The sequence below is a fragment of the Pseudomonas typographi genome, from assembly GCF_014694385.1.
GTDB classification, from domain to species: Bacteria; Pseudomonadota; Gammaproteobacteria; order Pseudomonadales; family Pseudomonadaceae; genus Aquipseudomonas; species Aquipseudomonas typographi.
In genome coordinates, this window is record NZ_JAAOCA010000029.1 from 36,466 (window position 1) to 59,712 (window position 23,247).

Consider the following 23,247-nt stretch of genomic DNA (forward strand, 5'->3'; position numbering starts at 1 on the left):
CCGATGAACGATTTGAGCCTTGATTTGCCCGCGCCACACACCCTGGCCTTGAGCCCCGAGCAGCGCGCCTGCCTGCTCGGCCACGACCCTTCGCGCCCTGACGCGGGCAGCCACCGGCTGCGCCTGGCGATGACCGCGGTGGACGGGACGGCGAACATCCATGCGGCGCTGCAACGATACGCGGCAAGCAAGCCGATTCTTGGCGCGCGTTGGCTGCAAGTCCCCGGTTTCCGGGGCTGGCGCCAGGCCCTGCCGCAGCAGGGCGGCGCGGTGCGATGGGTTGAACTGAACATCACGGCGCCGCCCTTGGCGCTGGAACAAGACGAAGTGCTGGCGGTCAGCCGGCGGGCGCTGGCGGATGGCGCGTTCGAAGTGGAATTCGTGGCCGCCGCCTTGGCCCTGGACCCACCGAGCCTGGAGCGCTTGGCCGCTGATGTGCTGGCATTGGCACGCGGCGAAACGCCGGTCGCCAGCGACGTGGGCTATGAACACTACGTGCAATGGCGCCAGGACATGGCCGCCGACGAAGATGCTGCCCAAGGCCGTGCCTATTGGCAACACGCCCAGGTCGATCCTGCCCAGGGCGCTGCCTTGCACCTCGGTCTGCGTGGCAACCCGGCGACGGCTCAGGCGGGGCGCCTGAACGTGCAGCTCGAATTGCCGGGATCACAACTGGGCGCCGCCCAGGCCTTGGCGGATCGCCTCGGCCAACCCCTGGCCTTCGTACTGCAAGGCCTGTGGTGGGCGCTGTTGGGTCGCCTAAGTGGCCAGCAGGGCTTTGTTGGCGGTTGGCTGCACGATTGCCGTGGCGACTATGATCACTTCGAACACACCCTGGGCGTGTTCGAGAAAATCCTGCCGTTGCGAATCGAGCTGGACCCGGCGTGCCGCTTCGCCGAATGGTTGCAGCAGGCCGAAGGTCGCCTGGGCGACCATCTCGGCTGGCAGGAATACTGCCCAATCGAGGCGCCCACCAGCACCGCGCCGCTGTTGGCGGGGTTCGTCTTCGAACAGGCGCGCATCGCGCCCCGCCAGATACTTGCCTCCCCAAGCCGCCCGGCGTTCGAACTGCTCCTGCGCGCCCGCGCCTGGGGCGAAACCCTGCACCTGAACATTGAAGCCGACAGCGCTGTGTACAGCGTTGCCAGCCTCGAAGTGCTGCTCGAACAATTCCGCACACTGCTGGAAACCCTACCGGCCGACGGCGCCATTGCCCTGGCCGACCTGGAACCGATTGGGGCAGGGGAGCGCCAACGCCTGCTGGCACTCGCCCCGAACCAGCCCCTTGCAAACGGTGAGTGGTTGCCGCAACGCCTCGCCCACCATGCCCAGCAAACCCCACAGGCCATGGCCCTCAGCGATGGCCTGCAGCGCCTGAATTACGCCGAGTTGCAGCAGACGGTCACGCGCATGGCCGGCTGGTTGCAAGGTCGGGGCGTCGGCGTCGGGCAGTGTGTGGCCATCGAGAGCGAACGCTCGCTGCTAGGCGTGCTGCATATCCTGGCCGCCCTCAGCGCCGGCGCTTACTACTTGCCGCTGGACCCGGCCTGGCCGGACGAACGCCGTAATGCCCTGCTGGCCCGCGCCGCCCCAGCCCTGGTGCTGTGCGACCCGGCCTCCAGCAGCGCCCAAGGCCCATGGCCGAGCGCCCGCCTGGAGCAGGCGGCAAACGATGCTGAACTGCCGTTCCAGCCACCGCACCTCAGTGATCATCACGTGGCGTACCTGTTGTTTACCTCCGGCTCGACCGGGGCGCCGAAAGGCGTGCTCATCGAACATGGCGCGCTGCGCAACTACGCCCAGGCGGCCTGCGCGGCGTTGGGCCTGGAACCCGGCATGCGCCTGGCCTTGACCAGCCCGTTGACCGTCGACCTGGGCCATACCTTGCTGTTCGGCGCCTGCCAAGTTGGCGCCGAGCTGGTCATCGCCGCCCCGGACGACCTTGCCGAGGGTGCCGCGTTCAGCCGCTTCCTGGTTCGGGAGCGTCCGGATGTGGCGAAATTCGTGCCGTCGCACCTGGCGGCCTTGCTCGAAGGCGACGTACCACCCCTGCCCGGCACGCTGATCCTCGGCGGCGAAGCCACGCCGCGCCGGCTGGTCGAGCAACTGTTCGCCCAAGCGCCGGCGTTGCGCCTGTTCAACCACTACGGCCCCACCGAAACCACCGTCGGCGTGCTGTTTCACCCACTACGGGCCGAGGCGCCGGACCGCGATGACCGGGTGCCGCTGAGCCGCGTCCTCGACGGCAACCGGGTGTACCTGCTCGACGATCGCCTGCGCCTGGTGCCCACCGGTGCCTTGGGCGAGTTGTACATCGGCGGCGCGCAGCTCTGCCGAGGCTACCTGGGCGAAGCCAATGCCGAACGCTTCGTTGGCGACCCCTTTGTGCCGGGCCAACGCCTTTATCGCTCCGGCGATCTGGGCCGGTATCGCGCCGAGGGCGGCTTGCAACTGGTCGGCCGCCAGGACCATCAGGTCAAGGTGCGGGGCCAGCGCATCGAGCTGGGTGAAATCGAAGCGGCATTGTTGACCTTGCCTGGCGTTGACCAGGCCCTGGCCCGGCTGTGGTCGCCCAGCGAGGGCGCGGCCAGCCTGATTGCCTACGTGGTGCTCGCCCCAGGCGCTGCCGCCGATGCCCTGCAACAGTTGCCGGCGGCCTTGGCCGAGCGTCTGCCCGAAGCGATGTGCCCGGCGCGCCTGCTGGCGTTGCCGAGCCTGCCCCGCCTGCCTAACGGTAAGGTCGATCGCCACGCCTTGCCCGATCCCGGCCAACTGGCGCGTCGTCAACCCGCCCGTGCGCCGGCCAGCGAGCTGGAAGCCAGCCTGCGCGATGCCATGGCTGAACTGCTCGGCTGTGCGCCGACCGCCTTGGGCGTGGACGACGACTTCTTCGAAGCCGGTGGCCACTCGCTGCTGGTGATCAAGCTGGTGGCGCGCTTGCGCACGATGTTCAAGGTCGAAGCCCCCCCGGGCCTGGTCTTCGACCACCCCAGCGCGGCCGGGCTGGCCGTGGCCCTTGGCGAACTTGCCGACCCGGCGCGCCTGGAAAAGGTCGCCCGCCTGCGCCGCGAACTGGACAGCCTCAGCGACCAGCAACGCGCCGAGCTGTTGGCTAAGGCCCGCGCCACCAAAGGCTTGGCGGCCCACTGACAATGGGCCGGCTCAGGCCGGCCCCCTCTATTCCGGATTGGATTGACCATGACCGATATCGACCGCGACGAACTGCTTGCCCTGTTACTTGATGATGAAGCGCCAGCCGCACCCACGGGGCCGGGCCGACGCACCGAGAATGGGCCGGCGCCGCTGTCGTTCGCCCAGCGCCGCTTGTGGTTTCTCCAACAATACGAAGTGGACAGCCCGGCCTATAACTCGGCACGAGCGCTACGGATTCATGGCCAGCCGGATGTTTCGGCATTGCAGGCCGCCTTGCGCCGGCTGATCGAACGCCACGCCAGCCTGCGCACCCGCTTCGTGCTGGTCGATGACCTGCCGATGCAGGTTATCGAGCCAAGGGTGGATTTCCAACTCGAATGCGTGAACCTGCCAGCCAACGCTAACCTGGAAGCGGAACTGCGCCAGCGCGTCGCCATGCCGTTCGACCTCGGCCAGGCGCCGCTGCTGCGGGGCAGCCTGTTGTGCGGCGAGGAGGGCGCGGTGTTGCTGTTATGCCTGCACCATATCGTCGCCGATGCCTGGTCCAACCCGCTGCTGATCGCCGACCTAGGCCGGGCCTATGCCACGGCATTGGGCGGCAATGACCGGGCATTGCCGAGCCTGCCCCTGGATTACGCTGACTACGCGACCTGGCAGCGCCAGCGCTTTGCCGGCCAGGGCGCCGCCGAAGGCCAGGCGTATTGGCGCGAATATCTGGGCCGGGACGTGCCCGTGCTGGAACTGCCCAGCGACCGGCCACCTAGCGCCGCGCCACGCCGTGAAGCCGCGCGGCGCGATGTTCGCGTGCCGGCCGCCACCGCCCGGGCAGTGCGTGAATTCTGCCGCCAGCAACACTGCTCGCCATTCGTGTTGTTGCTTGGCGCCTGGCAGGTGTTGCTGGCGCGCTACAGCGGCCAGCGCGACTTCGCCGTCGGCGTGCCCAACGCCGCCCGCAGCCATGCCCAAGTGCAAGACATCGTCGGCTTCTTCGTCAACACCCAGGTCTACCGTGCCCGGCTCGAGCCACACTTGACCACCCGAAACCTGTGCGGCCGCCTGCGCGATGAAAGCCGCATCGCGCTGGAACAGGCGGATTTCCCGTTCGAGTGCGTGCTGGACGGCTTGAACCTGACCCGCGACCTGCATCACACGGCGCTGTTCCAGGTGTTGTTCAACTTCCGCCATTCCCGCGACGCCCAGGCCTTGCAGTTGCCGGGGTTGCACGTGCAGGTGTTGGACATCGAGCTGGAAAGCGCGCGCTTCGACCTGAGCCTGGACGTCATCGCCAGCCCCGACGGCATCGATTGCCGGCTGGAGTACGCCACCGCGCGCTATGACGCCACGACTATCGACCGGCTTGCTCAGAACCTATGCCAGTTGTTGCAGGGCATGGTTGCCGCGCCCGACCGTTCGGTGTTCAGCCTGCCACTGCTGGGCGTTGCTGAGCTGGAACAATTGGGCGCGTGGAACGCCACCGATGTCCGCTACCCGCAGCACCCCAACCTGCCCGCGCTGCTTGCAGAGCAGGTCCGCGCCACGCCCGATGCCTTGGCGTTGGTCTACGCTGATGCCCGTTTGAGCTACGCCGAGCTGGATGCCCGCGCCAACCAACTGGCCCATTGGCTGCAAGGCCAGGGCGTGGGGCCGGATGTGCCGGTTGCCGTTTGCGCCGAGCGTTCGGTGGAATTGGTGGTGGCACTGCTGGGGGTGATCAAGGCCGGTGGCGCGTATTTGCCGCTGGACCCGGATCATCCGCGAGAGCGCCTGCAAGGCATGTTGGCCGACAGTGGCAGCCCGTTGCTGTTGACCCAGGCGCATCTGCTGGGCAAATGGGCTGGGGATGCCGGCGTGCCGGTGCATGCGTTGGAACGCTTGCCGCTGGGCATCCAACCGTTGACCGCGCCGAGCGTCGATATCGGCCCGGAGAACCTCGTGTACTGCCTGTACACCTCCGGCTCCACTGGCAAGCCCAAGGCGGTCGGCAACCGCCACGCCGGCCTGCTCAACCGGCTGCAATGGATGCAGGCCGAATACGGCCTGAGCGCCAGCGACCGGGTGCTGCAAAAAACCCCTTACAGCTTCGACGTGTCGGTGTGGGAATTCTTCTGGCCGCTGCTCAGCGGCGCGGCATTGGTCATGGCCCCGCCCGGTGCGCACCGTGATCCGCAAGCGTTGCGCGAGCTGATCGTCGAGCATGGCATCACCACCCTGCATTTCGTGCCATCGATGCTCCAGGCGTTCGTGTCGGCGGGCGAGCTGCCGGTTTGCACCTCGCTTAAGCGCATCCTTTGCAGCGGTGAAGCCCTGCCTGGGGAACTGCAACGGCAAGTGCTGTCGCAAACCGCCAGCGAGTTGCACAACCTGTACGGCCCGACAGAAGCGGCCATCGATGTTACTTCCTGGGCGTGCCGCGAAGATGGCAAGAGCGTGCCGATTGGCCGGCCCATCGCCAACACGCAGATCCACATTCTCGATGCCGACCTCAACCCGGTGCCGGTGGGTGTGGCGGGTGAGTTGTACATCGCTGGGGTAAACCTGGCCCGGGGTTATCAGGGTCGCCCTTCACTGACCGCTGAACGCTTCGTTGCTAACCCCTATGGTGCGCTTGGCGAGCGCATGTATCGCAGCGGCGACCTGGCGCGCTGGCGTGCCGATGGGGCCATCGAGTACCTCGGCCGCCTCGACCATCAGGTCAAGTTGCGTGGCCAGCGTATCGAGTTGGGCGAGATCGAAGCGGTGTTGCTGGCCCATGCCAACGTGCGGGAAAGCGTGGTCATTGCCCGCGACGACAAGCTGATCGGCTATTGGGTTGGCGATGCGACCGAAGAGGAAGTGCTCAAGGCCCATCTGGCCCAGCACGTCCCCGAATACATGGTGCCGTGGCGCCTGGTGCAGCTCGATGCCATGCCGCTCTCGGCCAACGGCAAGCTGGACCGCAAGCAACTGCCGCAGCCGGAAGGGCAGGCTGCGGCCGAGGACTATATCGCGCCGCGCAGCGAGGCCGAGCAGGCCCTGGCGGCGATCTGGGCCGAGGTGTTGGGCCTGGAGCAAGTCGGTATTGCCGACAACTTCTTCGAACTGGGTGGCGATTCCATTCTGTCCCTGCAAGTGATCAGCCGGGCGCGGCGTGCCGGTTGGCAGCTCAACCCCCGTGACCTGTTCGAACATCAACATATCGCTGCCCTGGCGCGAGTCGCCGTGCCCTTGGATCAGGCCCGCGTCGACAGCGCTGCGGGGCAGGGCGAGGCGCCGATCACGCCGATCCAGGCGCATTTCTTCGCCCAGGCGGTGCCGGTCCCAGGCCACTGGAACCAGGCGTTGCTGCTGCGACCGCTGCAAAACCTGGCACCTCCCGCGTTGGGCGAGGCGCTGCTGGCGCTGTTCGCTCATCACGACGCCCTGCGCCTGCAATTCCAGCGCGTCGGGGGCCGCTGGTGCGCCAGCCATGGGAACGGCACAGCCTCGCTGCTGGATTGCCAGACCCTGAGCGGCCCCGAACCCGAGGCGATCAGGGCACTGTGCGAAGAAGCCCAGCGTGGTTTCGATCTGGGCCAAGGCCCACTGTTCAAGGCGTTGCTGATGCAGTTGGGCGATGGAGAACAACGTCTGTTATTGGTCGCTCATCACTTGGTGGTGGACGGCGTGTCCTGGCGCATCCTTCTCGAAGACCTGGCGCAGCTCTATACCCAGGCGTTGGCCGGTTCGCCCCTGGGGCTCGCCCCGCGTACCAGCAGCTTCAAGGCTTGGGGCGAGTACCTCAGGCATTGGGCGCATCAGGGCCTGGACAACACCGAGCAAGCCTACTGGCAGGCTTATGCCGAGACGCCAGCCACTGCGTTGAGCGTGCAACGCCCGCAAGGCAGCCGTGCCCTCGGCGCCACGGCCCACGTGCGCATGCAACTCGACCCGGTGCGCACCCGTGCACTGCTGGGCGCGGCCCACGGCGCTTATCGCACACGCATCGACGAGCTGCTGTTGGCCGGGCTGGCCCAGACGTTGTGCCAATGGAGCGGCCAGCCGGCGGTGGACATCCTCCTCGAAGGCCACGGCCGCACGCCAGGGGCGGATGCCCCCGCGGACCTGGACCTGAGCCGCAGCGTGGGCTGGTTCACTGCCCTGTACCCGCTGCAACTGGCGCCTGGCAGTGAATCGCCCGCGCAAATCATCAAGGCCATCAAGGAGCAACTGCGCCAAGTGCCCGGCCAAGGCCTTGGCTATGGCATGTTGCGCTACCTGGGCGAGGACGCGCTGGCTGGCCAACTGGCGGCCCGGGAGGCCCCGCAAGTCACCTTCAACTACCTCGGCCAGTTCGACCCAGGCCGCTCGGCTGGCGGCCTGTTTGCCTGGGCCGAAGAAAGCCTTGGCGCGTCCCTGGACCCGAGCGCCGACGCCGACAGCGAATGGGTCATCACCGGCCAGGTGCGCGACGGCTGCCTGCAACTGAGCTGGCGCTACGGCACAGAGCGCTTCGATAGCGAGGTGGTGCAAGCCTTGGCCGAGCGCTACCTGGCAACCTTGGGCGAGTTGATCGACCATTGTTTGAGCCCCGATGCTGCGGGGGTCACGCCCTCGGACTTCCCCCTGGCGAGCGTCAGCCAGTCGCAATTGGACGCGCTGCCGGTGGCCGCCGCCGACCTCGAAGACCTTTACCCTTTGTCGCCGCTGCAACAGGGCATGCTCTTTCACTCCCTGCAAGGCGGGGCCAGCAGCGCCTATGTGAACCAGGTCTGCGTGCCCCTGAGCGATGTCGACGGCCCGCGTTTCGCCGCGGCCTGGGAGCGGGTTACCGAGGAGCACGCGATCCTGCGCGCCGGTTTCGCCTGGGAAGGCGACTTGCCGCAGCCACTGCAATGGATCCATCGCCAACTGCCATCGCCGGTGCGGCACTTGGATTGGCGCACACGATCCGCCGCACAGGCTCGCCTGGACCTGGCCGAACTGGCCGATGCCCAGCGCGACCAAGGCTTTGATCTGCGCCAGCCGCCGCTGCAACGGGTGTTGCTGGTACGCCTGGGCGAAAGCGATTACCAGCTGATCTGGACCCGCCATCACATTCTTCTCGACGGCTGGGCCACGGCGCAGTTGATCGAAGAAGTGCTGCTGCATTACCGAGGTGAATCGCCCACCGCGAGCGCCAGCCGCTACAGGGATTACTTGGCCTGGCTGGCCCGCCAGGACGCCACCGCGAGCCACGGGTTCTGGAGCGAACAATTGCGCCAACTGGATGAACCGACCCGGCTGGCCGATGCCTTGCCAGCGGTGCCGGCCCAGGCTGGGCATGGCGACCTGCGCCTGCAACTGGACGCAAGTGTTACCTCGGCGTTGGCGGCGTTTGCGCGCCGCGAGCGAGTGACCCTGAATACCTTGATGCAAGGTGCCTGGAGCCTGCTTTTGCAGCGCTACACCGGGCAGCGTAGCGTTGCCTTCGGCGCCACCGTGGCCGGGCGCCCGGCTGCGTTGGCCGATGCCGAGCGCGTGCTTGGGCTGTTCATCAATACCTTGCCGATCATCCAGGCGCCCGGCCCCGGGCGTTTACTGGGCGACTGGCTGCGCGAGCTGCAATCGCTGAACCTGGCGGTCCGCGAGCATGAGCACACGCCACTGTTCGATATCCAGCGCTGGGCCGGGCAGGGCGGCCAGGCGTTGTTCGACAGCGTGCTGGTATTCGAAAACTACCCGGTGGACAGCGCCTTGCGCAGCGGCAGTGGCGTGCGGTTCGGCCAGGTAATCTCGCGGGAAACCACCCATTACCCGCTGACCGTGGTGATCCATGCCGGCGATACGCTGAACGTGCAGTTGAGTTACTTGCTAGGCGCCTTCGATGCGGCCAGCGTGGTTCGCCTCGGTGAGCATTTCAAAAACCTGCTGCTGGCTATGGCATCCCAGGTGCAGGGGGCGTCCACGCTGCGCCTCGGCGAGCTGCGCATGCTGGATACGGCGGAACTACGTCAGTTGTCGGAGTTGAATGCCACCAGCGTCCGCTACCCGCAATACCGGAACCTGCCCGCGCTGATTGCAGAGCAGGTCCGCGCCACGCCCGATGCCTTGGCGTTGGTCTACGCTGATGCCCGTTTGAGCTACGCCGAGCTGGATGCCCGCGCCAACCAACTGGCCCATTGGCTGCAAAGCCAAGGCGTGGGGCCGGATGTGCCGGTTGCCGTTTGCGCTGAGCGTTCGGTGGAATTGGTGGTGGCACTGCTGGGGGTGATCAAGGCCGGTGGCGCGTATTTGCCGCTGGACCCGGATCATCCGCGAGAGCGCCTGCAAGGCATGTTGGCCGACAGTGGCAGCCCGTTGCTGTTGACCCAGGCGCATCTGCTGGGCAAATGGGCTGGGGATGCCGGCGTGCCGGTGCATGCGTTGGAACGCTTGCCGCTGGGCATCCAACCGTTGACCGCGCCGAGCGTCGATATCGGCCCGGAGAACCTCGTGTACTGCCTGTACACCTCCGGCTCCACTGGCAAGCCCAAGGCGGTCGGCAACCGCCACGCCGGCCTGCTCAACCGGCTGCAATGGATGCAGGCCGAATACGGCCTGAGCGCCAGCGACCGGGTGCTGCAAAAAACCCCTTACAGCTTCGACGTGTCGGTGTGGGAATTCTTCTGGCCGCTGCTCAGCGGCGCGGCATTGGTCATGGCCCCGCCCGGTGCGCACCGTGATCCGCAAGCGTTGCGCGAGCTGATCGTCGAGCATGGCATCACCACCCTGCATTTCGTGCCATCGATGCTCCAGGCGTTCGTGTCGGCGGGCGAGCTGCCGGTTTGCACCTCGCTTAAGCGCATCCTTTGCAGCGGTGAAGCCCTGCCTGGGGAACTGCAACGGCAAGTGCTGTCGCAAACCGCCAGCGAGTTGCACAACCTGTACGGCCCGACAGAAGCGGCCATCGATGTTACTTCCTGGGCGTGCCGCGAAGATGGCAAGAGCGTGCCGATTGGCCGGCCCATCGCCAACACGCAGATCCACATTCTCGATGCCGACCTCAACCCGGTGCCGGTGGGTGTGGCGGGTGAGTTGTACATCGCTGGGGTAAACCTGGCCCGGGGTTACCAGGGTCGCCCTTCACTGACCGCCGAACGCTTCGTCGCCAACCCCTACGGTGAGTTTGGCGAGCGCATGTATCGCAGCGGCGACCTGGCGCGCTGGCGTGCCGATGGGGCCATCGAGTACCTCGGTCGCCTCGACCATCAGGTGAAGTTGCGTGGCCAGCGTATCGAGTTGGGCGAGATCGAAGCGGTGTTGCTGGCCCATGACGCGGTGCGCGAATGCGTGGTGGTTGCCCGGAACAATCAACTGCTGGGTTACTGGGTCGGCACCGATGCCGATGAAGCCGCGCTTAAATTTCACCTCGCCCAGCACGTTCCTGAATACATGGTGCCGTGGCGGTTGATGCAACTGCCGGCGATGCCGCTCTCGGCCAATGGCAAGCTGGATCGCAAGCAGTTGCCGCAGGTCGAGGCGCAGGCCGCTGCTATTGGCTATGTCGAACCCCGCAATGACGCCGAACGCGACCTGGCCAGGATCTGGTCCGAGGTGCTGGGCGTGGAGCGGGTCGGTGTGACGGATGACTTTTTCGAGCTGGGTGGGCATTCGTTGCTCGCAACCCGCCTGGCCTCGCAGATCCGACACCGGTTAGGCGTACAGATTCGCCTCGGCGCGGTGTTCGACACACCGACGGTCGAGGCGCTCGCTCGGCACCTGGAGCACATTCCGGCGCACGCCGCCGAAGACGAGGTGGACGCCATGACCCAATTGCTGAACGAACTGGAGCGCATTGAATGAACGACCTGAGCCAAGCCCACGGCCCCAGCCACCGTGACGATCCGTTGCGGCCGCTGGCCGAACGGCTCAACGCTCTTCCAGCCGAAAAGCAGCGGATATTCCTGCAACAGCTGCGTGAAAAAGGCATTGATGCCCGCCGCCTGCCCATCGTCCCGGCCCCCGCCGAGGCGAAGTGCACGTTGTCCTACAGTCAGCACCGGCTGTGGCTGCTCTGGCAGCTGGAGCCGACGGCCAGCGCTTATCACATCACCGGAGGCCTGCAACTCACCGGTGAACTGAACGAGGCGGCGCTGGAGGCGGCCCTGGCGGATATCGTCGCCCGTCACGCCGTACTGCGCAGCGACTTCCCCAGCGAGGGCGGCGAGCCAGTGGTGCGTGTACATGCCGCCGATGCCTGCGCGGTGACCCTGGGGCGTGAAGACCTCAGCGATGTGTCGGCCCAGGCCAAGGACGCCGCCTTGACGCGCCTGGCCCAGGATCAGGCCGGCCGACCCTTCGACCTGACCCAGGGGCCGTTGCTGCGCCTTTGCCTGGTGCGCTGTGGCGCCGAGCGGCACGCCTTGCTGGTCACCTTGCACCACATTGTCGCCGACGGGGTCTCGGTGGAGCTGTTCGTGCAAGAACTGGCTAGCGGCTATGCCCGCCGCCTGCATGCCGCCGGCAGCCCGCTGGCCAGCCTCGACGTACAATACAGCGACTACGCGCGCTGGCAGCGCCTGTGGCTGGAATCCGGGGAAAGCGAGCAACAGCTGGCGTATTGGCGCGGGCGCCTGGGCAGTGAAGAGCCGGTGCTGGAGTTGCCGGTGGATCACCTGCGTCCCGGCTTGCCTACCTATCGCGGGGCGCGGGTCGGCAAGCCGTTGCCCGACGCCACCAGCAGCCGCTTGCGCCAGTTCGCTCGTGGTCAACACGCCACGCCGTTCATGGTTTTGCTCGCCGCCTACGGCGTGTGGCTCAGCCGCCTGTGCGGCCAGGCCGAATTGCGCGTCGGCATCCCGGTCGCCAATCGCCAGGCCGCCGCGACCCAAGGCCTGATTGGTTGCTTCGTCAACACCCAAGTCTGGCCGCTGCGCGTCTTGCGCCATGAATCCTTTGTCGGCCAGGTCAAGGCCGTGCGCGAGCAGGCATTGCAAGCCCAGGCCCATCAGGATTTGCCCTTCGAACAACTGGTCGAAGCACTGCAACCCCAGCGCAGCCTAGGCCGCAACCCGCTGTTCCAGGTGCTGTTCAACCACTTGCAGCGCGGCGACAGCCAGTTGGAAGCGGGCGGGCTGGTCTTCGAGCGGCTGGACCAGGCCGCTGAAACCGCGCAGTTGGACCTGGCCTTGACCACCGAGGAAAACCGCCAGGGCCAGATCACCGCGACCTTCAGCTACGCCACCGACCTGTTCGAGGCATCCACCGTACAGGCTTGGCACGCGCACTTCCTGCACCTGCTCGAGCAACTGCTGGAACAGCCTGAGCGCGCATTGCACGAACTGGAGCCACTGACCCCGGCAGAGCAACAGCAACTCGCCGGTTGGAACGCGACCCAGGAAGACTATCCCCAATATCCCAACCTGCCCGCGCTGCTTGCAGAGCAGGTCCGCGCCACGCCCGATGCCTTGGCATTGGTCCACGCTGATGCCCGTTTGAGCTACGCCGAGCTGGATGCCCGCGCCAACCAACTGGCCCACTGGCTGCAAGGCCAGGGCGTGGGGCCGGATGTGCCGGTTGCTGTTTGCGCCGAGCGTTCGGTGGAATTGGTGGTGGCACTGCTGGGGGTGATCAAGGCCGGTGGCGCGTATTTGCCGCTGGACCCGGATCATCCGCGAGAGCGCCTGCAAGGCATGTTGGCCGACAGTGGCAGCCCGTTGCTGTTGACCCAGGCGCATCTGCTGGGCAAATGGGCTGGGGATGCTGGCGTGCCGGTGCATGCGTTGGAACGCTTACCGCTGGGCATCCAACCGTTGACCGCGCCGAGCGTCGATATCGGCGCGGAGAACCTCGTGTACTGCCTGTACACCTCCGGCTCCACTGGCAAGCCCAAGGCGGTCGGCAACCGCCACGCCGGCCTGCTCAACCGGCTGCAATGGATGCAGGCCGAATACGGCCTGAGCGCCAGCGACCGGGTGCTGCAAAAAACCCCTTACAGCTTCGACGTGTCGGTGTGGGAATTCTTCTGGCCGCTGCTCAGCGGCGCGGCATTGGTCATGGCCCCGCCCGGTGCGCACCGTGATCCGCAAGCGTTGCGTGAGTTGATCGTCGAGCATGGCATCACCACGCTGCATTTCGTGCCATCGATGCTCCAGGCGTTCGTGTCGGCGGGCGAGCTGCCGGTTTGCACCTCGCTTAAACGCATCCTTTGCAGCGGTGAAGCCCTGCCTCGGGAATTGCAACGGCAAGTGCTGTCGCAAACCGCCAGCGAATTGCACAACCTGTACGGCCCGACAGAAGCGGCCATCGATGTTACTTCCTGGGCGTGCCGCGAAGATGGCAAGAGCGTGCCGATTGGCCGGCCCATCGCCAACACGCAGATCCACATTCTCGATGCCGACCTCAACCCGGTGCCGGTGGGTGTGGCGGGTGAGTTGTACATCGCTGGGGTAAACCTGGCCCGGGGTTACCAGGGTCGCCCTTCACTGACCGCCGAACGCTTCGTCGCCAACCCCTACGGTGAGTTTGGCGAGCGCATGTATCGCAGCGGCGACCTGGCGCGCTGGCGTGCCGATGGGGCCATCGAGTACCTCGGTCGCCTCGACCATCAGGTGAAGTTGCGTGGCCAGCGTATCGAGTTGGGCGAGATCGAAGCGGTGTTGCTGGCCCATGCCAACGTGCGGGAAAGCGTGGTCATTGCCCGCGACGACAAGCTGATCGGCTATTGGGTTGGCGATGCGACCGAAGAGGATGTGCTCAAGGCCCATCTGGCCCAGCACGTCCCCGAATACATGGTGCCGTGGCGCCTGGTGCAGCTCGATGCCATGCCGCTCTCGGCCAACGGCAAGCTGGACCGCAAGCAACTGCCGCAGCCGGAAGGGCAGGCTGCGGCCGAGGACTATATCGCGCCGCGCAGCGAGGCCGAGCAGGCCCTGGCGGCGATTTGGGCCGAGGTGTTGGGCCTGGAGCAAGTCGGTATTGCCGACAACTTCTTCGAACTGGGTGGCGATTCCATTCTGTCCCTGCAAGTGATCAGCCGGGCGCGGCGTGCCGGTTGGCAGCTCAACCCCCGTGACCTGTTCCTGCACCCGACCCTGGCCGCCTTGGCCCATGGGGCGCGTAGCGCTCGCCAGGGCGCCGAGCCGCCGCCGGGCGTGACGGTCGGGCCGGCACCGCTGACGCCGATCCAGCAGTACTTTTTTAGCCAGGGCATTGCCCAGCGCCAGCACTGGAACCAGTCAGCGTTGCTGCGCCCGTTGCAGGTTCTGCAAGCCGAACCTTTGCGTGCCAGCCTTGCGGCCTTGGTCGAACACCACGCCAGCCTGCGCCTGCGTTACCGGCAGGATGCCCATGGCACCTGGCAACAAGGCTACACAACGTTTTCTGATGAGAACCTGCTGGTGGAAGTCGACGCCCCGGACGCCGAGGCCTTCCTCCATGAGGCCGAGCGCCTGCAAACCAGCCTCGACCTGGGCAATGGCCCATTGTTGCGTGCCGCTTTGTTGGCCTTGGGCGATGGCAGCCAGCGGCTGTTGATCGTGGTCCATCACTTGGTGGTAGACGGCGTGTCCTGGCGAGTGCTGGTGGAAGACTTGCAACACGTCTATCGCCAGCAGGCCGCTGGCCAAGCGGTGACGTTGGCGCCGGTAGGTGCCAGCTTCGCCCAATGGGGTGAACGCTTGCAGGCGTTCGCGGCAAGCCCGGCGCTGCTCGATGAGCTGGACTACTGGTGCGCGCAGACCGCCGGGCAATCGGCAATGGCCCTGGGCTGTGAAGGCCAGGCCGTGGAACGTCGCATGCGCCTGCCGGGCGAACTGACCCGGCGCCTGCACAAGGAAGCGCCAAGCGCTTATCGCACGCGCCTGGATGAATTGCTGCTGGTGGCCCTGGCCCGAGTTCTCTGCCGACAAAGCCAGCAGGCCTCGCTCAGCGTTGCCCTGGAAGGTCATGGTCGCGACGCCTTGCCCGCCCCGTTCAGCGAAGGCCTGGATATCGAGCGCAGCGTCGGCTGGTTCACCAGCCTGTACCCGGTGCGCCTGAGCCCGGGCCTGGGCGACCTGGGGGCGGCGATCAAGGCGGTCAAGGAGCAACTGCGCCAGGTGCCGAACAAGGGCATCGGCTACGGTGCGTTGCGCTACCTGGGCCCGGCATCCGCCCAGGCATTGCTTGCCGAGCAGGCCCCGCCGCAGGTGATGTTCAACTACCTCGGTCAATACGACAGCAGCCTCGACGGCCAGCGCCTGTTCGCCCTGGCCAGTGAACCCCAGGGCCGCCAGCGTGACCCTGCCTCGCCGCTCAGTCACGCGCTGACGGTCAATGCGCGCCTGGTGGAAGGCCAGTTGCAATTCGACGGCCGCGCCGATGCCCAGCACTACAGCCCCTCGCGACTGGAACGCCTGCTCGATGATCTGCGCGCTGAACTGAGCCTGCTCGCTGCCCATTGCCTGGCCCCTGAAAACGCCGCCCTGACGCCTGCGGATGTGCCATTGGCCGGGCTGACCCAAGCCCAACTCGACGCCTTGCCGCTGGCGGCTCGCGAGGTCGAGGACCTGTATCCGCTTTCGCCGCTGCAACAGGGGCTGCTGTTCCATACCCTGCAAGGCGATGCCGAATCCGCCTACGTCAACCAGATCGACGTGGTGCTCGAAGGCCTCGACCCGCAACGCTTCCTGCAAGCCTGGGAAACCACCGTGCAGCAGCACGCTACCCTGCGCAGCGTCTTTCTCTGGCAGGGCGAACTCAGCGCGCCGCTGCAAGCCGTCCTGCGCCGTGGCCCGGCAGTGGCGCAGTTGCATGACGCGCGCGGGCTCAGCCAACAGGCGCTGGACGAATGGGCCCGCACCGAGCGCGCGGAAGGTTTCGACTTGGCGCGCTTGCCGCTGCAACGGGTGCAACTGTTGCGCCTGGACGCCACGCGCTGCCGGATGATCTGGACCTTCCACCACATCCTCCTCGATGGCTGGAGCAGCGCGCGACTGATCGGCGAGGTGCTGCAACATTACGCTGGCGAACGCCCACTGGCGCCGCGCAGCCAGTACCGCGACTACATTGCCTGGCTGGGCGCCCAGGATCGCCAGGCGGCTCACGCCTACTGGCAAGGGCGCCTGGCGGCCTTGGATGGCCCAACGCTGCTCGCCGAGAGCCTGCCAGCCCGCGATACCCAAGGGTTTGGCGAAGCGCTTGGGCATGGTGTGATCCATGGTGGCCTGTCGGCTGTCGACAGCCAGCGCCTGCGTCAGTTTGCCCGGCGCCAACGGGTAACCCTCAACACCGTGGTGCAAGGCGCCTGGACCTTACTGCTGCAAACCTATACCGGCCAACCCCGGGTGGCGTTCGGCGCCACGGTATCGGGGCGGCCCAGTGCCCTGGACGGCGCCGAAGCGGTGGTCGGCCTGTTTATCAACACCGTGCCGGTGATCGCCGGTGGCGACCCAGCCCAGGCCGTGGGTGACTGGCTGCGTGAGCTGCAAACCCAAAGCGCCGAGGCCGGCGAGTTCGAACACACGCCGCTGGCCGACATCCAGCGTTGGGCAGGGTTGAGCGGGCAAAGCCTATTCGACAGCCTGCTGGTGTTCGAGAACTACCCGGTCGATCAGGCCATACGCCAGCGCAGCGGCGTGCGCATCGAAGCGTCCAGTACCCTGGAAGCGACTCACTATCCGCTGTCCTTGGCGATCTTCGCCGGCGAAGCCCTGGACATCACCTTCGGCTACCGCCGCGATGCGTTCGCCGCCGCCCGAGTCGAGGCGCTGGCCGGGCATCTCAATAGCCTGTTGCTCGGCCTGATCGCCGATGCCCACCAGCCGTTGGCCGCGATCAGCCCGCTCAGCGATGCCGAACACGTTCAACTCATGGCCTGGAGCCAGTCGGACTACGCGCCACCCGCCTTCGCCAGCGTACAGCAACGCATCGCCGCCCACGCGGCGGCCGATCCGCAGCGTGTGGCGCTGATCTGTGCCGGTCAGACCCTCACCCGTGGCGAACTGGAGCAACAGGCCAACCGCCTGGCCCATGCGTTGGTTGCCCGTGGCGTCTGCGCCGAAATGCGCGTCGGTGTGGCCTTGCAGCGCTCCAACCGGCTGTTGGTGGCGTTGCTGGCGGTGGCCAAGGCCGGTGCGGCATTCGTGCCGTTGGCGTTGGACTATCCCCGCGAGCGTATCGGCTACGTGTTGGGCGACAGCGGCATGAGCCTGTTGATCACCGAGCAGATGGCCCTGGAGCGGCTACCCGAAGCGCCCGGCCTGGCGTTGCTCGACCTCGACCAGTTGGACCTGGCCGGCTACAGCGACCAGCCCCCCCACGTCGAAGTGCACGCGCAAAACCTCGCCTACCTGATCTACACCTCCGGCTCCAGCGGCACGCCAAAAGGGGTTGCCGTGGCCCATGGCCCGCTGGCCATGCATTGCGACGCCACCGCGCCGGTGTACGACATGAGCGCGGAATCCCGCGAGTTCCACTTCATTTCTTTCGCCTTCGACGGCGCCCATGAGCGCTGGCTGACCGCGTTGACGTGCGGCGCTAGCCTGGTGTTGCGCGATGAGGAATTGTGGTCGCCGGCACGCACCCTGCAAACATTGGCGCAGCAGCAGGTCACCAACGCCGGCTTCCCGCCGGTCTACCTGGCCCAGATGGCTGCAGAAGCCCAGGCCCAAGGCCGCGCCCCGGCGTTGGATTTGTACTCCTTCGGCGGCGAAGCCATGCCTCAGGCCAACTTCGAGCGCATCCGCCACACCCTGGCGCCGCGCACCCTGATTAATGGCTACGGCCCGACCGAAACCGTGGTCACTCCACTGGTATGGAAGGTGCCGGCCAGCCAGGCCTGCCTGGCAGCCTACGCCCCCATCGGCCGCCCCGTCGGCGACCGCCGCGCCTACATTCTCGACGCGCGCCTGCAACCGGTGCCAGCCGGGGTCAGCGGCGAGCTGTACCTGGGCGGCAGCGGCCTGGCCCGTGAATACCATGGCCGACCGGCGATGAGCGCCGAGCGGTTCGTGCCAGACCCGTTCGGCGCGCCAGGCGCGCGCATGTACCGCACCGGCGACCGGGTGTTATGGGGCGCCGATGGGGTGATCGAATACGTCGGGCGCATCGACCAGCAGATCAAGATTCGCGGCTATCGCATCGAGCCCGGCGAGGTCGAAGCGCGCATCCAGCAACACCCGGAAGTCGAGACCTGCGTGGTGCTGGCCTTGCCTTCGCCTACCGGTTCACGACTGGTTGCCTATGGCGTGGCCAGGGTGTCGGCGGACGAGCCGAGCCTGGAAGCCCGCGTCAAGCAGGCCCTGGCCGAGCATTTGCCGGACTACATGATCCCAGCGCGGCTGATATGGCTGCCACGCCTGCCGGTGACGCCAAACGGCAAGCTCGATAGGGCGGCGTTGCCGACCCCGGATTGGCATGTCCAGGGCGGCGAGTTCATTGCGCCTCAAGGCGAGGTGGAAACCCTGCTGGCCGGAATCTGGCAGCAGTTGCTGGGCATTCGGCAGGTCGGCGCCACGCAGAATTTCTTCGAGCTGGGCGGCGACTCTATCGTCTCCCTGCAACTGGTCGGCCGCGCGCGCCAGGCCGGCGTGCTGTTGACGCCCAAGGATGTTTTCGAACAACAGACTATCCGTGGCCTCACCCAGGTGGCCAAGGTCCAGAAAAGCGTCGCCCAGGCACAAGGCCCGGTCACCGGCCCTGCTGCGCTGACGCCGATCCAGGCGTGGTTCTTCGAAAGCCCCATCAACGTTCGCCAGCACTGGAACCAGTCGGTACTGCTGCAACCGCGGGAAGCGTTGGACGCGACGTTGCTGAGTGGCGCATTGCAGGCCTTGGTGGCTCACCACGACGCCTTGCGCCTGCGCTTTACCCAGGCTGCCGATGGCACCTGGCGGCAAAGCCACGGCGATACGGCGGCGGTACCGCTGGATCGGGTGCAGGTGACCGACGCGGCGCAATGGGCCAGCGCCTGCAGCGCCGTCCAGGCCGGCTTGAACATCAGCGAAGGCCCTTTACTGCGCGGCCTGTTGCTGGACAGCCAGCAGGGCCAGCGCCTGTTGTTGGCCGCCCATCACTTGGTGGTGGACGGCGTGTCTTGGCGCATTTTGCTCGAAGACCTGCAGCGCGCCTATGGCCAACTCCAGGCCGGCCAGCCGCTGGCGTTGGGTAACAAAACCAGTGCCTTCCAACGCTGGGGCGAAGTGCTCCAGGCTCAGGCGCCATCGCGCCTGGCAGAGCTGGACTTGTGGCGCGCCATCCTGGCACCAGACGTGGCTAGCCTGCCATTGATGGATGAAACGGGCAGCCGTCGCCGCGACCAGGTGCGTGAGTGTCAGGTGCGCCTGGCCGAGCCACTGACGCGCCAATTGCTGACCCAGGCGCCACAGGCCTATCGCAGCCGCGTCGATGAGTTGCTGCTCACCGCGCTGGCCCGGGTAGTCCTGCGCGCGACCGGTGGCGAGAGCCTGCTGGTCGGCCTCGAGGGCCATGGCCGCGAAGTCCCGCCCGATTACACCGACGTTGACCTGAGCCGCAGCGTGGGCTGGTTCACCAGCCTGTATCCGGTGCGCCTGCAAGCGGACCCTTCGGCGCCAGCCGGTGCGGCGATTCGTGGAATCAAGGAGCAACTGCGCCGAGTACCCGACCAGGGCATGGGTTACGGGATCCTGCGCTACCTTGGCGAGCCCGAGGTGCGCGCCGAGCTGGCCGGGGCGCCGCAACCGTCGATCACATTCAACTACCTGGGCCAGACCGACCGGGGTTTGGATGCCCAGGGCTTGTTCAGCATCGCGGCCGAGCGTGGCGGTGACGACCAGGCGGCTGATGCACCCTTGGGCAACGAGCTGATCATCAATGCCCAGGTACGCCAGGGTGAGCTACAGATGAACTGGCAGTACAGCGGCGCACGGCTTTCCTCGGCCTGGGTCGAGGGGCTGGCCCAGGCGTACCGCGCTGAGCTGCAAGGGTTGATCGAGCATTGCCTGAGCCCCGACGTGCAACGCTTCACGCCATCGGACTTCCCACTGGCAGGGCTGGATCAAGGCACGCTGGAGAGCCTGCTGTTACCCGCTGATACCGAGTTGCTCTATCCGTTGTCGCCGTTGCAGCAGGGTATGTTGTTCCACGCCTTGCAGAACCCCGGCGAAAGCCATTACCTCAACCAGTTGAGCCTGGCCATCGACGGCCTGGACGCCACGCGCTTCGCCCAGGCCTGGGATATCACCGTGGCCCGGCATGACGTGCTGCGTACCGCCTTCCTCTGGGAAGGGCTGAGCCAGCCGCTGCAAGCGGTGCATCGCAACGTGCCATCGCCGGTACGCCTGCTCGACTGGCGCGAGCGAGCAGACCGCGAAACGGCGGTCGAGTACCTGGCTGGCCAGGAACGTGAGGCTGGGTTTGACCTTGGTACCGCACCCTTGCTACGGGTGCTGCTGGTGCGTTTGGGTGAACAGCGCTATCAGTTGATCCTGACCAGTCATCACTTGTTGCTCGATGGCTGGAGCTCGTCGCGGCTGATCGCCGAGGTCTTGCAACACTATCGGGGCACGCCGCCCGCCGAGGTGGCGGGGCGTTTCGTCGACTACGTGCAGTGGTTGCAACAGCGTGACCCGGCGCAGCGCCAGGCCTTTTGGCGCGAGCGCCTGGCCGGGCTGGGCGAGCCAACCTTGCTGGCCAACAGCGTGACCGGCGTGGGTGAGGGCAGTGGTCACCGCCAGCACCACTGGCAATGCGACGCCGCGATGACTGAACGCCTGATCGCCGTCGCCCGCCGCGAGCGAGTCACCTTGAACACCTTGGTTCAAGGCGCCTGGAGCCTGTTGCTACAACGCTATAGCGGGCAAGCCACGGTGGCGTTCGGCGCCACGGTGGCCGGCCGGCCGGCGCAATTGGCCGATGCTGAACGCACCCTGGGGCTGTTCATCAACACGTTGCCGGTTATCCAGACGCCGCCAGCCCAGCAGCCCTTGGGCGATTGGCTGCGCCAGTTGCAAAGCTTCAACAGCGCGCTACGCGAGCATGAACATACGCCGTTGTTCGAGATCCAGGGCTGGGCCGGGCAGGGCGGGCAGGCCCTGTTCGATACCTTGCTGGTGTTCGAAAACTACCCGGTGGAACAGGCGCTCGGTGAAGCTAGCGGCTTGCGTTTCTCGCCAGTGCAGCGCCACGAGACTACGCACTACCCGCTGACCCTGGTGATCCATGCCGGTGCGCACTTGCAGATCGAATTCAGCTACCGCCAAGACACTTTCGCCGAAGCCGATATCGCCCGTTTCAGCGAACACCTGGCTGGGTTGCTGGAGCAGTTCGAAGACAGCAATCGCCCGTTGGCGAGCCTGACCTTGCTGAGCCCTATCGAGGTTCGCCAGATCGCCGGGTGGAACGCCACCGATATCCGCTACCCGCAGTATCCCAACCTGCCCGCGCTGCTTGCAGAGCAGGTCCGCGCCACGCCCGATGCCTTGGCGTTGGTCCACGCTGATGCCCGTTTGAGCTACGCCGAGCTGGATGCCCGCGCCAACCAACTGGCCCATTGGCTGCAAGGCCAGGGCCTGGGGCCGGATGTGCCGGTTGCCGTTTGCGCTGAGCGTTCGGTGGAATTGGTGGTGGCACTGCTGGGGGTGATCAAGGCCGGTGGCGCGTATTTGCCGCTGGACCCGGATCATCCGCGAGAGCGCCTGCAAGGCATGTTGGCCGACAGTGGCAGCCCGTTGCTGTTGACCCAGGCGCATCTGCTGGGCAAGTGGGCTGGGGATGCCGGCGTGCCGGTGCATGCGTTGGAACGCTTGCCGCTGGGCATCCAACCGTTGACCGCGCCGAGCGTCGATATCGGCGCGGAGAACCTCGTGTACTGCCTGTACACCTCCGGCTCCACTGGCAAGCCCAAGGCGGTCGGCAACCGCCACGCCGGCCTGCTCAACCGGCTGCAATGGATGCAGGCCGAATACGGCCTGAGCGCCAGCGACCGGGTGCTGCAAAAAACCCCTTACAGCTTCGACGTGTCGGTGTGGGAATTCTTCTGGCCGCTGCTCAGCGGCGCGGCATTGGTCATGGCCCCGCCCGGTGCGCACCGTGATCCGCAAGCGTTGCGCGAGTTGATCGTCGAGCATGGCATTACCACGCTGCACTTCGTGCCATCGATGCTCCAGGCGTTCGTGTCGGCGGGCGAGCTGCCGGTTTGCACCTCGCTTAAGCGCATCCTTTGCAGCGGTGAAGCCCTGCCTGGGGAACTGCAACGGCAAGTGCTGTCGCAAACCGGCAGCGAGTTGCACAACCTGTACGGCCCGACAGAAGCGGCCATCGATGTTACTTCCTGGGCATGCCGCGAAGATGGCAAGAGCGTGCCGATTGGCCGGCCCATCGCCAACACGCAGATCCACATTCTCGATGCCGACCTCAACCCGGTGCCGGTGGGTGTGGCGGGTGAGTTGTACATCGCTGGGGTAAACCTGGCCCGGGGTTACCAGGGTCGCCCTTCACTGACCGCCGAACGCTTCGTCGCCAACCCCTACGGTGAGTTTGGCGAGCGCATGTATCGCAGCGGCGACCTGGCGCGCTGGCGTGCCGATGGGGCCATCGAGTACCTCGGCCGCCTCGACCATCAGGTCAAGTTGCGTGGCCAGCGTATCGAGTTGGGCGAGATCGAAGCGGTGTTGCTGGCCCATGACGCGGTGCGCGAATGCGTGGTGGTTGCCCGGAACAATCAACTGCTGGGTTACTGGGTCGGCACCGATGCCGATGAAGCCGCGCTTAAATTTCACCTCGCCCAGCACGTTCCTGAATACATGGTGCCGTGGCGGTTGATGCAACTGCCGGCGATGCCGCTCTCGGCCAACGGCAAGCTGGATCGCAAGCAACTGCCGCAACCCGAAGGGCAGGGCACACTGAGCGGGCATGTGCCGCCGAGCAGCGACGCCGAACGGGCCCTGGTGGCTATCTGGGCCGAAGTATTGGGCCTGGAGCAGGTCGGCGTTACCGACAGCTTCTTTGAGCTGGGCGGGCATTCGCTGAGCGTGATGCAAGTGCGCGCGCAACTGCAACAACGCCATGGCTGCCACCTACCGATCAACGCTTTCTTCGATCACGTCACCGTGCAGAAGTTGGCCCAGCAACTGCCGAGCGATCTGTTCGCAGCGGCGGTCGAGCATCGCGAGCGCCTGGATGACATGGCCCGCTGGCTGGATGAATTCGAGGTTTGAG

At 66.3% G+C, this 23,247-nt stretch carries 2 protein-coding genes and 2 pseudogenes; all 4 read left to right on the forward strand.

Features of this window, described 5'->3' with window-relative positions; genetic code table 11:
* Positions 1-3: 3 nt before the first annotated feature.
* Positions 4-3,150, forward strand: a complete 3,147-nt coding sequence (locus HAQ05_RS20670) for a non-ribosomal peptide synthetase (RefSeq protein ID WP_190424038.1) — start codon at positions 4-6, stop codon at positions 3,148-3,150.
* A gap of 48 nt (positions 3,151-3,198) precedes the next feature.
* A pseudogene (locus HAQ05_RS29690) lies at positions 3,199-7,758 on the forward strand (amino acid adenylation domain-containing protein); the annotation flags it as partial.
* 45 nt (positions 7,759-7,803) lie between these two features.
* Positions 7,804-10,932, forward strand: a pseudogene (locus HAQ05_RS29695) (amino acid adenylation domain-containing protein); the annotation flags it as partial.
* Entirely contained in the window at positions 10,929-23,246 is a 12,318-nt protein-coding gene (locus tag HAQ05_RS20680) for a non-ribosomal peptide synthetase (protein ID WP_190424042.1), read from the forward strand. The pseudogene HAQ05_RS29695 and the gene HAQ05_RS20680, both read left to right, overlap by 4 nt.
* Position 23,247 lies beyond the last annotated feature (1 nt).